We start from the raw sequence: 13714 nt of genomic DNA on the forward strand, positions 1-13714 counted from the left end.
CCAGTGGTCAAAAAAATCTAGCCTTAAATTTAAGATATTACCTGCCATACCTTAAATTTAATGCATTTTTCATGAATGATGCTATGCATAATTCCTTAAGACATTGTTATAAATATGTATTTGAACAAACCAATAAATGTAAAAAGTAAGTAACTGAAGCTCATGATGACAAAGGACATTCTCCATATGATTTTCGCCATTTTCTGGACGTCAACCTTTCCCTTAACGCGGTTCTGAGCGCCGCCGATCAGGCCGATTGCAATCAGTAACAACAGCAGAATCAAGTAAAATCCCCACCTAGTATTAAAGGTAAGATTAAACAACGCGGAGACCGAAATGATGAGGAAGAGCGTCGTCACGTCCATGGCCAGCTTGAGCGATGCCTTTCGGTTATGTTTCCACCAATAATGGATAAAATACACAAGCAAAAAAGGAAAGAACGGGAGAATGCTTAAAAAGGTAAATGAATTTCTTAAAAAATCCATAGGAGTCACTCCTCTCGTATCGTCAAACCTTGAATGAGGCCTGTTACCAGTTCGTGATTCAGCGCGCGCATGCCGGCCTTCCGCGCCAAACTCGCTATGCTGCCGTTAATCCACTCCACCTCGGTCGGCACGCCCTCCTGCACGTCTTTCAGCATGGATGACGTATTCCCTGAAGTGGAGGCGCAAACCCCTACGATTTGATCCCAAATATCCTTGTCCCAAGGGATGCCGCAGGCGTCGTATACCTCAAGGGCTTCATCCAGAAGCATTCTCATGACGGATAGCCGCCGCTGCGAGGAGAGCAGTTCGCCATTTGGAATGTTCCATAATGCCGTGAGCGGGTTAATGACTGCATTGATCAGCAGCTTCCGGTAAACTCTGCTATCGATGTCATTCGATAATTCGGCCGAAAATCCTGCTTTTTGCAGCATTTTGACCCAATCTTCGGGTTGAATCGCCCTGTTACCTCCCGCATGCTCCTTCCCGTACCTCCCCATCCAGGTCGTCCCCGCTCCGGCATGCAGCACTTCGCTCTGTGACAGGCGTTTGGCCCCTTCGGTCGTTACAGCTACGAACAAGGGCCAGCCCGGCAGCATCTTGTCGATGACTTCCATATGCCCATAACCGTTCTGAAAGCAAATGATGCCAGGCTGGAGCCCGCCGGAAAGCTTGTCAGACGCCGATGCAAGACGTCCCGCCGATTGGGAGCATACCTCCACTGCGTCTTTCTGCTTGGTCATCAGAAAAATCCACTCTCCGGGCTCCTGCATCCAGCCTCCTGCGAATTCTTCTATGACCCCTGCCGTAAAATCTTCAGGTTTCGCCGAAACTTCCAGATCGCCCTCTGTATTCCGGATTGATATTCCCTCAGAGCTTAACTTCGCGGCCTGCTCCGCGCTTCTGCACCATATCCGGACATGTATTCCTGCTGCGGCGAGCTTCCCTCCATATAAAAGACCGAGCGAGCCGCCTCCAATTAGATCAATCGTCACTGTATCACCTGATTTCCTTGCTGGTTATGTACTTACTTAAAGATATTATATCGCATGACTGCGTTCAGGGAAGAGGAAAAAGTCTGCTCTTTGCCGCATTTCTCCTTATACACGGAAAAACCCGTTCGGCGCGCTTGGTTCGCTCATCCGGACGGGTGTTCGGGTTATGGCCTTGTTATGAGGTCGTGCTACTCGATGCGCTCCAGATTGCCGTTCGCATCCATTTTGAACCGGGTCTTCAGTTCTTCCTCTTCTTCAGTTAAAAAGGCAAGCCTGCGCGCCCGGTCCATAATCTGAATCAGCGCCTTGTAATCGTCATTGACAACCCGATAATCCGTCTGGACTTCGCTCACTTCCTTGCTCAGCTGCTCATTGACTCTCCGAAGGTTCGCGAGCTCTTCTTCCTTCTCCCGAAGCTCCTTCTCCAGCATTTTCAGCTGGCGGCCGTTCTCCTGCAAGCTGCCCTTCCATTGGCGCAAAAAGCGGATGACCGCATCAATGGACAGCGACTCCTCGCTTGCGCCATCCACCTTGAAATATCCCGTCTCCGCTTCGCTTAGACCGAGACCCGCTACCTGCAGCGGATTCGCAGGCTGTTTTTTGTAGTAACTGCGTTTTTGCCGCTGCGTTTTCGCCAGGCTGATCGCTTCCTCATACTTTTTACGGACACAGCTGTTCCATCTGAAACCGCAGGCCGCGGACGTCCTGCCGATTTTTTCGCCGACCTCCTCGAAGGCTGCGAGCTGCGTGCTTCCCTCGCGGATATGCCTCAAGGTTACTTCCGCTAAAATAAGATCGTCCTCTGTGCTCCATGCATCCTGTCTTACTGCTGTCATGCAACAAAACCCTCCTAACAACATCCTAAAATAACCGTCTCCATAACCCTTTCTGCCGGGCTTGAATGAGGTATAACAGCTGCTTATTTTCATTTCTATGCTTCTCATAGAGTTCATAGAATCTATTTGATACTAAATTGTATTGCCAAATTTCAAATGGCTCATACTTCTTGCACCTGAAAATAAACCGTCCCAGCCTGAATACTTTCCATAACAATGATCACAATAAATAATGAAAGCGTAAAAAAATTCATATTTGTTCAACACTTTTCGTTTACACAAATTTGGGTTAACGTTATAATGATGTGTAGTAAAGCTACGACCGTACATAAGGAGAGGGGGATACTACGTGGCACGCATGTTTCGAGTACTGGGCTTCTTTACACTCGCTATCGGTTTGATGGCATTTGCCGGGAACATGGTGGAAATGGCTCTGTTGTTCTTCTTGCAGACAGCATTTTTCGTAATTTTGGGATATCTGAAATTCACGGAAAAAACCTACATTCTTCTCTTCTGGGGCTATATGATCGTGACCTTCACCGGTTTCAGCTACTGGACAGTCTTTAAGATGGGCCTACCGCTGTAGTTACCGATCAAAGCTTGAAGAGTTACCACAAAAAGACGATCCGACCTTCGCTGCCGGACCGTCTTTTTTCTTTGTTTCAACGTCACCCCTCCAAGTTGAAAAGAGAGGGATGATATTTTTTATAGCCAAGCATATATTGATAAGAGGACGCTAAAAGACTTCCTCGAGACATGCCTGGAGGGGAGGATGATCCGTGAAGGCAGCTGTTAAACATGCCCGCCTGATCCTTGTGCTTGTCCCGCTTCTGCTCCTCTCGCTGCTTCATCCGCAGCCTTTGCTGCTTGCCGATCCTGTCATGCCAGAGGATGCAGACCAGCAGCAAATCCTGCAAAAAAGCCTTTCGATCGTGGAAATCGATCATGAAATCGACCGGATCAGCGCGCAGCAGAAAAAAACGCAGAACGTCATCGCCAAGCTGCAGGTTCAGCTGGAGGAGAAACAGGGACAGATTGAGAGACGCCAGGAGCGTGCAGGATCCGTGGTCCGATCCTACTACATGGGTGAAAGGGACAATCTATTTACCATTTTCTTTTCAGCCAAAAGTTTAAGCAATCTTTTAGAAATATACAGCTATTATGAAATGATCATGGATCAGGACCGGCTCGTGTTAAACGCTTATCAAACGGAGTACCGGAGCCTCAAAGACACGCAGAGCCAAATGGAGAAATCCCTGGCGCTTCTCACGACCATTAAAGAGAACCTGTTAAAGCAGCGGGAACGCGTTGTGGCCCTCCAAAAGGACCTCGACAGCAGCGTGAACAGCAGCAGCGATCCCGAAGCCATGAAAAGATTGATCAAGGAATTTACATCATACTGGGAAAATGTCGGCATATACGAAGTAAAACGCTACTTCGCCGCCCTGTCGTCGGCCATGAATGATCTCCCTGATTTCATTCAAAACAAAAAAGGAGCCATCCGGACGAACGGCACCACGTACTCCATCGAAATCCAAGAGGATGATCTGAACGAATTCCTGAAAAGTAAAAACGAGATTTTTAACAACTTCGCCTTCCACTTCAACGACAACAAAGTCATCGCAGCAGGTGAAAGCGGGAATCTGAGTTTGCAGGTCGAGGGGCATTACAGCATTGTGAACGAACCGGAGAATTCCATTCTGTTCCACGTGGATAAGCTGGTCTTTAACGGGCTGGAGCTCCCCGACACAACCTGCCGCCAGCTAGAAGAAGAGTTCGACCTCGGATTTTATCCCCAGCAAATCGTTTCATTCGTAAAAGCGACGGAAGTCACCAGCAGCAACCAAGCACTCCATGTCACACTGAAGCTGTCCATGTAAAGGGCAGCTTTAGCACGTTATGGGGTAGCTGATTTGTCCTTTGAACCGGCTTCCATGGCCTCCCTGTATTCCTGCGCCGTGCTTTTGCCGGAGAGGAAGAGCTTAGCAGCCTTGGAGAACCTGTCCCATCTGGACTGAAGCAAGCTGTCCACGGCGTCACCCTCCATGGGCTTCAGCAGCTGGGTAAGGCGGACAGGAGTCCGAAGCAGCGGGTACTGCTCTTCTTCATATATCGTTCGAAGTACAGGCAAGTATCCGGTTGCTTCCGTCCACTGCTTCTGAGATCTCCCTGAGGTCATGTAGGCGATCCATTCCGCCGCCTTCTCAGGAAATTGCGACTGGGCGGATACGGCATAGGATCTCCCCCGGAGCAGGAAGGGATTATCGCCGTAGAGCTGTTCAGGCATCCGAAGTTCCAGCAAACTGTTGTTTTGTTTTTCCTTTACGGCCTCCGACGCGGACACAGCCATGAGGATCAGTTCTCCATTCTTCAGGCTGGTCCAGGCTTCCTTCGTCTTGCCGGGTTCGATGAACTGTATTCCCGGACGAAGTTTGCTTATAGACTCCAGCTCCTCATTCGTGGGATGCACAAGACTCTCTCCCATTCCTCCCATGAACGCCGCAAAAGCATACCCGTCACCCGCCGGAAGGGCCAGCAGCTTTTTATCCTTTCGGGTTTCCTGCTTCACTAGCAGGTCTTTCCACCCTTTCCCTGCATCTTGGGGAATATCGGCAATGCCGAAGGTCTGCAGGGCATGCGCCTGCCAGACAAGCACATAAGGATCCATATCCAGCGGAATCCCCCATTGGTAACCGTTCCATTCGAGCATTTGCAGGATCGGGCTGATCGTATCGCCGCCTGTCGAGCTGTTTTGATACGATTCTGCAGGCAGAATATACCCGCTTGCCGCCATCGACCGGATCCATGGACTGTTTACAAGCATAACATCCGGTCCGTCGCCTACTTCCAACGAGGCCGTCAGCTGGCGATAAGCATCCGTATCCGGTATATTCCTGATTTCGACCTGGATGCCCGTCTCGCTCATAAAGCCTTGATTCATATCGAGCAGTTCCTTGTAATCGGATTCATTTAAATGTGTCACGACCCGGATCGCTTGGTCGTCTGTGTCCTGCGTTGAGGAGGGCTGCGGATTCCATGACATTGTTTTTCGCTCTTCTCCGCTGCTTCTGTCCGGAGTCAGATTCTGGCCCTGGGACAAGCTCGTTAACGAGAGCAGCAGGATCGCGAACAAAAACCAATAATTTTTCCGCTTCAAGTCTTTTAACCTCCTCCGGCGAGTCTTCATACTTACTATTTTAACAAATGGATAGGGCGCTTGTCCTACTTTTTATTGGAAATGTTTGACTTGCCTCCGAACTCACATGGACAAGAGTCCCGGTTCATTCGCTCAGGCTGAGCAGAAATATCCAGGACCCCGATCCGTTCCTCCATCTACAGCAAATCAGCCGCCAGCTGCGCGAGCTTGGAGCGTTCCCCTTTCTCCAGGGTAATATGCCCGCTGATGGCTTCCTGCTTGAATTTCTCCACGATATACGTCAGCCCGTTGCTCGAAGCATCCAGATACGGATGATCGATCTGCTCCGGATCGCCCATCAAAATGATCTTGCTGCCTTCTCCCACGCGGGAGACGATCGTCTTTACCTCATGGCGTGACAGGTTCTGCGCTTCGTCGATGATGATAAACTGGCCCGGAATCGACCTTCCGCGAATGTAAGTCAACGCTTCAACCTGAATGCTACCAAGCCCCATGAGAATTTTATCGATATCACCGGATTTTTTCGTGTCGAACAGAAACTCCAGGTTATCGTATATCGGCTGCATCCACGGTCTTAGCTTCTCTTCCTTTTCCCCCGGCAAATACCCGATGTCCTTGCCCATCGGCACCACGGGCCTCGCGATCAGCAGCTTCTTATACTTATGCTCATCCTCGACCTTCAGCAGCCCGGCCGCCAGCGCCAGCAGCGTTTTGCCTGTGCCGGCCTTGCCGGTGATCGTGACAAGAGGAATGTCATCGTTCAACAATAGCTCGAGTGCCATCCGCTGCTGGGCGTTACGCGCACATATGCCCCAAATGGCGTCATTGCTGAGGTACAGAGGCTCCAGCTTGCTGCCTTCCGCATTCACCTTCAGCAGCGCCGATTTGGTGCTTCCCATCTCATCCTTCAGAATAACGAATTCATGAGGATGCAGAGGATAAGACAGCTGCAGCGGCTTCACCGGCAGAAACCGGTAAGAATAAAACTCATCGATAATGGCTGGATGAACCTTGAGCTTCAAATTCCCCGTATATTGATCTTCCGGGCCTGCCGTGCGGTCAGACAAATAATCCTGCGTGTTCAGACCGAGCACATCGGATTTAATCCGCACGAGCACATCCTTGCTGACCAGCACGACTTGGGCTGAATCCTCTTTGTCCGCTTCCTCCATATGATAATTCAAGGCGACGGCAAGTATGCGGTTGTCATTGGAAATCTCACCGAACATCTCCTGGACCTTGAGAAAACTTCTATGATTCAGCTCCACCTTCAGGCTCCCGCCGTTATAAAGCGCCACCCCGCTGTGAAGGTGCCCTTGTTCCCTTAGCTGATCCAGCAAACGCGACACGGTGCGGGCGTTGCGCCCGATTTCATCGGCATTGCGTTTTTTCGAATCTATCTCCTCGAGAACCACGGCAGGTATAACGACCTCATGCTCCTCAAAAGCGTATATCGCTCCCGGATCATGAAGAAGCACGTTGGTATCCAGTACAAAAATTTTTCTCATACCTTCTCCCTCCACTAACTCATAATGAACACATAAATTGTTCCGTCATGGACATCCTAAGTTACAATTCTCCATTAGAATCTATGACCTGGAAAGGACGATCACATATGAGAATGCTTATGCTTGTCGTGCTGGCACTGGCTGTCATCAGCGGCTGCAACAAGGCTCAGGACAAAAATGCATCACCCTCTCCTCAAAGTCAACAGGGACCGGCGCAATCTTTAAGCGAACGTGGCCGGGTGTCGCTTCAATCGGCAGGCAATTCTGCTGCCGGCGCGGTAGAAGATACCACCGATATGGCCATCAAAGACCATCTCGAAGCTTTGGCGGAAAGGGTTGCCGGCGTTAAAAAAGCGCATGCAGTCGTATTCGGCAATACAGCCGTCGTCGGCATTGATGTGGACGGGAAGCTGACCCGCTCCCGCGTCGGCAATATCAAATATTCCGTTGCCGAGGCCCTTCGCAAAGATCCGCGGGGTAAAAACGCCCTTGTCACCGCCGATATGGATTTAAATACACGAATCGCCGAAATCGGGCAGCATATCCAAAAAGGCGAGCCGGTATCCGGATTCGCGTCGGAGCTTGCCGACATTGTCGGACGCATTATCCCGCAGCTTCCGAAAGATGTGAAGACCAAAACGCAGGCACCTCCGGCTGCGCCGACTTCCAAACATTGAGCACGGACGCCAAAACTCAACATTTTCTGCATGAAATGAACAAAAAGCCTAGTGAGAAACTCACTAGGCTTTTTGTCATACGGCATCCGGACACAAGTCGATGTGTCCTGTGCAGGAGCAGGCTGGCTAACAGCTGCAGCATTGAATTGGATCCATAATGGCTGAGTGCATGGTGCAACTGCTTCGGACATCTTCCCGACCTCCTGTACAGGTTCCAGTGTACTCTATTATATTAGGGTTGCTGGCAAATATTGCACCCAAGTTTAAGGATTTGTTTGTTCTGCGCCATCCGTTGTTGTCGCAGACAGGCCCTTGCCAGCAAGTTCGTCCTTCAGCGCCTGTTTGGCCTTATCCAGCTCGGCTTCATCCACATAGACGTAAGGGCTCTTCCATGTGCCGGTCACCGGCATGAATTTGACATTTTCCTTCTTAACCTTCCAGTACGTTGCAATCATGTTCTTCAGCTGATCGTTTTCGAAGTCCGTTTCCATGTTTTTATCCATGGCATCCAGAACACCGCCTAGGCTTGTCACGCCTTTGAACGATTGCATCTTGTCGATCAGGGCATGCAGAACTTCATTTTGTCTGCGGTTCCGGTCAAAGTCATCCGAAGCCTTGGTCTTCGGACGGCAGTTGGATTTGCGGTAACGCACATAATCCAAAGCGTCCTTGCCCTCAAGCTTCTGCTCTCCCTTTTTCAGGTTGATATCCGTTCCATCCGCCTTGTCCCTGTAGCACATATCCATGTCCACGTTAATGTCCACGCCGCCAAGGGCGTCAACCGCGTCCCGGAATCCCTGAAAGTTCAGAACCGTTGCATAGTCAATCGGAATGTCCATATACTTGCTGAGCATGGTCTTCATCTCATCCTCAGCCTTAATGCCGCTCTTTTTCTCTTCCGAAAGGAAGATCGGGTAATAAGCATTCGCCTTATTCTCCCTGTAGCCTTTCAGCTCGATCTTCGTATCGCGAGGAAGCGAAACGACCGTTACGGTTTTCGTGTCCGGGTTAAATGCCGTTACCATGATGACATCAGATAAATGCGTGCCGGTTTCAGGTCTGTAATCCGTCCCCAGCAAAAGCATTGTCAGCGGCTTTACCTTGGCTGATTTCTCCGCCGGAACCGGAGTGTTAACTCCCGTGTCCAGAACACCCTTGTCTGCCTTGTAGTACAGATAACCGATGTATCCCGCTACGGCGAGCACAGCCAATATGATAATGACAAGCACGAATTTCATGAACGATTTAAATCCGCTCTTCTTTTTTTTCTTTTTTGGCGGCTGTTTGCTCTGCTTGCTGCCACTTTGAGATCGTGGAGGTAGATTGGTATTGCTGGAACTCATCTCAAACACCTTTTTCATTTATTTTGAGTCATTCTCTCTATAAACGATGCCAATCGTCAAAAAGTTGCCGAAGAGCCGGGTTCAAGCGGCTGATTAACCTCGTTTAGCTGCTGCCTCTGCTTTTTTCTTCTGGCGGGCTTCCACAAAATAGCGGACCCGCACCAGAAGCATTAAAGCGACCGCGACGAGCAGGCACTGGATGATCGGAAGCTTGTCGTGCTGAAACACAAGCAGCATGCCTGAACCGAGGGCCATCAAAATATACAGCAGAATTTCTTTCAATAAAGGAAGCTTCTGTTTGACTCGAAATACCTTGTTATAGACATACGTAATCAGCACAAAAATGATAATGTAAGACACAAGCGGATGCGATGCAAACCAGGCTTGCACGTGCGGTACACTCCTTTCGGTGACAGGTCAATATGCCTGTACGGTTACGTGTTACAGATTGGACTCCGCCATTTTGCGATGTTTCTCTGCGCGTTCACGTTCACTCTTGTTCAGGATCTTCTTGCGAAGACGAATGGACTTCGGCGTAATTTCGCAAAGCTCGTCGTCATTCAAATATTCAAGCGCCTGTTCCATCGAGAAGATGATCGGTGTTTTCATTCTCACCGTTTCTTCCTTGTTCGCAGAGCGGATGTTGTTAACGGCTTTTTCTTTACAGATGTTCACGACGATATCATTGTCGCGCGTATGCTCGCCGACGATCATACCTTCGTAAATTTCAGTTCCCGGTTCCATGAACAGGGTACCGCGGTCTTCAATGCCCATCATACCATAAGTTGTGCTGGTTCCGCCTTCGCTTGCCACAAGCACGCCCTGGTGACGTCCACCGACTTGGCCGCCGATGAGCGGTCCATAGCTGTCGAACGCATGGTTCATGACGCCGTATCCGCGGGTCAGGGTCAGGAAGTACGTACGGTATCCGATCAATCCGCGAGCCGGAATCAGGAACTCAAGACGAACTTGTCCGTTGCCGGAATTCACCATGTTGACCATTTCGGCTTTGCGGGTTCCGAGGCTTTCCATGACAGGTCCCATGCTCTCTTCAGGAATGTCGATCAGAAGGCGTTCAATCGGCTCCATTTTCTTGCCGTCGATTTCGCGCACGATAACCTCAGGCTTCGATACCTGCAGCTCATATCCTTCACGGCGCATGTTCTCGATCAGAATGCCCAAGTGAAGCTCGCCGCGACCGGAAACGATAAATGCATCCGGGCTGTCGGTTTCATCAACACGCAAGCTCACGTCCGTTTCCAGCTCTTTCAGCAAACGCTCGCGCAGCTTGCGGGAAGTCACCCATTTGCCTTCGCGGCCTGCGAAAGGACTGTTGTTGACAAGGAACGTCATTTGGAGCGTCGGCTCATCAATCTTAAGAACAGGCAGTGCTTCAGGATTTTGCGGATCAGCGATGGTTTCACCGATGTTGATGTCCTTGATGCCCGCGATTGCGACGATGTCGCCTGCGCCGGCTTCTTCCATCTCGATGCGCTTCAGGCCTTGGAAACCGAACAGCTTCTCGATGCGTGCCGTCTTGCTCTTGCCGTCGCGCATGATGACCGTTACCGATTGGCCTTGCTTGATCACGCCGCGGTTCACGCGTCCGATCGCAATACGTCCGAGATATTCGTTATAGTCCATCAAAGTAACGAGGAACTGCAGAGGTTGTTCTACATTTTCAGTAGGATGTGGAATATGCTCGGTAATCGTTTCATACAATGCGAGCATGTTGTCATCTTGCTTCTCAGGATCCAGGCTTGATGTTCCGTTCAGTGCAGATGCATATACGACAGGGAAGTTCAGCTGATCGTCATTGGCTTCCAGCTCAATGAACAGATCCAGCACTTCGTCAATGACTTCGGCCGGACGTGCAGCCGGACGGTCGATTTTGTTCACAACGACGATCGGAGTCAAATTTTGCTCGAGGGCTTTGCGGAGTACGAACTTGGTTTGCGGCATGCAGCCTTCATATGCGTCAACGACGAGCAGTACGCCGTCAACCATTTTCATGATCCGTTCCACTTCGCCGCCAAAGTCGGCGTGTCCTGGAGTATCCAAAATGTTGATCAGATAGTCTTTATACGTAATGGCCGTGTTTTTGGCCAAAATGGTAATTCCGCGTTCACGTTCCAGGTCGTTGGAGTCCATCGCCCGCTCCTGCAAATGCTCGTGTTTCCCGAAAATACCTGATTGCTGGAGAAGCTGATCCACCAGTGTTGTTTTGCCGTGGTCTACGTGGGCAATAATCGCAATATTGCGAATTTTATCTCTTGAATGCATGACTTTTATCCATATCCTTTCCCTTTCAAATCAATGCGAATATCTTTCACCAAAAGAAGCGCCGGGCGGTAATGCCGACGACGCTTCAACATATCCCTTATATTATAGTGAATTTTCAGAAAAAAACAAGCATTTTTACAGAAAATAGAATACACGTGTCGAAGTCCCTACCAACCGCCGTATCCTCTTCCCCGCCCGGATCTTCCTCTTCCTGAAATAAACCAAATCCCGACGCCAATCAGCAGAACGGCGAGCACATAAACAGCCCCCGTATGCAGTAAGGTAAAGAAAAGCAGCACAAGGGATACAAGCCCAATAATCCATGCGACGGGCAGCGCTCCGCCCGGCTTCGGAGACTCGAACATATAGTATTCGTAAGCTCCAACCGCGATGCCAAGCAGCAGTATCGGCCACAGAACCGACATCAGGTTCCAGCCCCACAAATTGCATATTTCGAACAGCAAGCCGTATACGACAAGAACGCCTCCGGGGATCAGAACCGCTGCCCGCGCCCGGCCGCTGAAATACAGCAGATGCAGCAGCAGGCCGACGACCACGATGGCAAGCGGCCATAGCGTGCGTCCCAAAAATCCGAATACGCCCAGTTTTCCAAGCAGAATGACAATACCGGCCACGACGATGAACAGTCCCAGCCTTACATCGTTCTTGGAGGACATTTTTCCCCACCCTCTTTTCCTATATACCTTGCACGTCCGCTTCCCGCAGGATATGACATGGTTTCCCCTTTAGTGTATCTGAAACAGAGCGAAAAAACCATATTCGCCCCTTAAAATTTTTGCAGTCTCAAAACGCCAAAAAGCCGGTTCTTCACCGGCACTTCAGACAAGTTTATATACGGCGCAGCGACAGCTTTCTAGCCCCTCCGGCTACCATGACCAGAACCGTTAGCAAAGCGGGAACCAACCCGTGCAGCCCAGGCAAAATGGACGAGAGCATCACGCCCGTGCGGGAATCCTGCAGCAGCATCTCCCCTGCCGTATATCCGAGGATGCCGGCTCCTAAGTAGACGAGAACCGGGTACCGGTGCAGCAGGCCGACAATCAGGTTGCTGCCGAACACGACAATCGGTATGCTGATCGCAATCCCGATGACGATAAGGGCAAGATCTCCATTGGCAATTCCGGCCAAGGCGAGCACATTGTCAAGGCTCATAATGAAGTCCGCCGCCAGTATGCTGCGCACCGCTTTCCAGATGGATGCCGATTCGCCCATCCGCACATCGTCCTTATCGTCCGCGAGCAGCTTGTAGGCAATCCAGAACAGCAAGAGGCCCCCCGCCGCCTGCACAAACGGTATTTTCAACAGCAAAACCGCCGCGAATGTCAATATGCACCGAAGAACCACCGCGCCAAGCGCCCCCCACCAGACAGCCTGCTGACGCTGCTTCGGCGGCAGGTCTTTGCTGGCCAGCGCGATAACCACGGCGTTGTCCCCGCTAAGAACCAGGTTGATCATCAGGATCTGTACAAGCAGCCATATCGATTCCAACAGTCAACACCCCCACTACTACTCCTATGCGCCTGTTGGCCAGGCTATGCTTGACTCTCATTGAAAAATTATCCTATAATGAATCCGATTTGCTATGTGATTGGGATCGATCTAGTCGCGATGTTATTCTAGGCTTTTCTGGGGATGATAATCGGGACGATGTGACGTTCATTCAATCGCTTGTGCTCCGTTTACAGTCATGATGAGGAGTGACCTGATGTGGAAACATCAATACTTGGTTTTTTGGCTAAACTGCTTAATATCGTGTTTCTTGATCTTATCTTAGCTGGCGATAACGCCATCGTCATTGGCCTTGCTGCGAGGAATCTGCCATCCTCGACTCAGAAAAAGGCCATTTTTTATGGGACGGGCGGTGCCGTTCTGCTGAGGATCGCGGCCACCATTGTCGTGGTCTGGCTGCTGAAGATTCCTTGGCTGCTGCTTGTTGGAGGCATTCTGCTCGTGGGGATTGCCTACAAGCTGCTTGCCGACGATGACGATCATACGGACGTAAAGGCCGGCAAGACGCTGTGGGGGGCTGTCCGGACGATTATCATCGCCGATGCCGCCATGGGTCTGGATAACGTGATTGCCGTTGCCGGCGCAGCCCAGCAAAATATTATTTTGGTCGTTTTGGGACTCTTGATCAGTGTTCCCATTGTCGTCTGGGGCAGTACGCTGTTCATCAAGCTCATCGACCGTTTTCCCTGGATTATCTATCTGGGCTCTGCCGTTCTCGGATATACCGCATCGAACATGATTACAGAAGAGAAAAAGCTCCATCCATTCTTTGAGGATCATCCTGTCATTCGCATCCTTTTCATCGCTGTCGTTATTGTGGCCATTTTGGCCGCCGGTTTCCTGAAAAAACGCTCGGCAGCGCGGAAGAGAGGGAACCAGGGCTCCTACAGTCACACCAAATGA

The 13714-nt window shown here is 50.5% G+C and carries 14 protein-coding genes; 4 read left to right on the plus strand and 10 right to left on the minus strand.

The genetic code is table 11. The features are described 5' to 3' along the window. Positions 1-95: 95 nt before the first annotated feature. The 3 genes from ACTHPM_RS10245 to ACTHPM_RS10255 all read right to left on the minus strand — a co-directional run bounded on the left by ACTHPM_RS10245 (position 96) and on the right by ACTHPM_RS10255 (position 2313). On the minus strand, positions 96-485 hold the full coding sequence (locus ACTHPM_RS10245; protein ID WP_440395060.1) for a DUF3397 domain-containing protein: 390 nt from the start codon (positions 483-485) through the stop codon (positions 96-98). Between the two features lie 5 nt (positions 486-490). Beyond that, on the minus strand, positions 491-1477 hold the full coding sequence (locus tag ACTHPM_RS10250; protein ID WP_440395061.1) for a ketopantoate reductase family protein: 987 nt from the start codon (positions 1475-1477) through the stop codon (positions 491-493). Between the two features lie 188 nt (positions 1478-1665). After that, positions 1666-2313, minus strand: a complete 648-nt coding sequence (locus ACTHPM_RS10255) for an RsfA family transcriptional regulator (RefSeq protein ID WP_440395062.1) — start codon at positions 2311-2313, stop codon at positions 1666-1668. A 349-nt stretch (positions 2314-2662) separates the two neighbouring features. Between ACTHPM_RS10255 and ACTHPM_RS10260 the strand changes: the two genes are divergently transcribed. Both ACTHPM_RS10260 and ACTHPM_RS10265 read left to right on the plus strand, forming a co-directional pair. After that, complete coding sequence (locus tag ACTHPM_RS10260) at positions 2663-2899, plus strand: DUF2626 family protein (protein WP_136606519.1); 237 nt, start codon at positions 2663-2665, stop codon at positions 2897-2899. 193 nt (positions 2900-3092) lie between these two features. Continuing rightward, positions 3093-4193, plus strand: a complete 1101-nt coding sequence (locus ACTHPM_RS10265) for a coiled-coil domain-containing protein (RefSeq protein WP_440395063.1) — start codon at positions 3093-3095, stop codon at positions 4191-4193. A gap of 17 nt (positions 4194-4210) precedes the next feature. On the opposite strand, the gene ACTHPM_RS10270 is transcribed toward ACTHPM_RS10265, so the two are convergent. Beyond that, the gene (locus ACTHPM_RS10270; RefSeq protein WP_440395064.1) at positions 4211-5470 is read right to left on the minus strand and encodes an extracellular solute-binding protein; all 1260 of its coding nucleotides are present in this window, start codon (positions 5468-5470) and stop codon (positions 4211-4213) included. Positions 5471-5646: 176 nt separating this feature from the next. Next, on the minus strand, positions 5647-6978 hold the full coding sequence (locus ACTHPM_RS10275) for a PhoH family protein (protein WP_440395065.1): 1332 nt from the start codon (positions 6976-6978) through the stop codon (positions 5647-5649). A 107-nt stretch (positions 6979-7085) separates the two neighbouring features. Between ACTHPM_RS10275 and ACTHPM_RS10280 the strand changes: the two genes are divergently transcribed. Beyond that, positions 7086-7655: a YhcN/YlaJ family sporulation lipoprotein gene (locus ACTHPM_RS10280; RefSeq protein ID WP_440395067.1), complete on the plus strand. Its 570-nt coding sequence runs from the start codon at positions 7086-7088 to the stop codon at positions 7653-7655. 263 nt (positions 7656-7918) lie between these two features. On the opposite strand, the gene ACTHPM_RS10285 is transcribed toward ACTHPM_RS10280, so the two are convergent. The 5 genes from ACTHPM_RS10285 to ACTHPM_RS10305 all read right to left on the minus strand — a co-directional run bounded on the left by ACTHPM_RS10285 (position 7919) and on the right by ACTHPM_RS10305 (position 12790). After that, positions 7919-8998, minus strand: a complete 1080-nt coding sequence (locus ACTHPM_RS10285) for an LCP family protein (RefSeq protein ID WP_440395068.1) — start codon at positions 8996-8998, stop codon at positions 7919-7921. A gap of 93 nt (positions 8999-9091) precedes the next feature. Continuing rightward, positions 9092-9388 carry a YlaH-like family protein gene (locus tag ACTHPM_RS10290; RefSeq protein WP_440395069.1) on the minus strand — a complete coding sequence of 99 codons (297 nt, stop codon included), beginning with the start codon at positions 9386-9388 and terminating at the stop codon, positions 9092-9094. 51 nt (positions 9389-9439) lie between these two features. Then, entirely contained in the window at positions 9440-11281 is a 1842-nt protein-coding gene (gene typA / locus ACTHPM_RS10295; RefSeq protein ID WP_440395070.1) for a translational GTPase TypA, read from the minus strand. Between the two features lie 167 nt (positions 11282-11448). Then, complete coding sequence (locus tag ACTHPM_RS10300; RefSeq protein WP_440395071.1) at positions 11449-11958, minus strand: hypothetical protein; 510 nt, start codon at positions 11956-11958, stop codon at positions 11449-11451. Positions 11959-12130: 172 nt separating this feature from the next. After that, positions 12131-12790, minus strand: a complete 660-nt coding sequence (locus tag ACTHPM_RS10305; protein WP_440395072.1) for a TerC family protein — start codon at positions 12788-12790, stop codon at positions 12131-12133. A gap of 219 nt (positions 12791-13009) precedes the next feature. Here ACTHPM_RS10305 and ACTHPM_RS10310 point away from each other — a divergent pair, with 219 nt between their 5' ends. Then, positions 13010-13714 carry a TerC family protein gene (locus tag ACTHPM_RS10310; protein ID WP_440395073.1) on the plus strand — a complete coding sequence of 235 codons (705 nt, stop codon included), beginning with the start codon at positions 13010-13012 and terminating at the stop codon, positions 13712-13714.

The sequence above is a fragment of the Paenibacillus sp. SAFN-054 genome (genome assembly GCF_051966755.1).
GTDB lineage: Bacteria > Bacillota > Bacilli > Paenibacillales > Paenibacillaceae > Paenibacillus_AQ.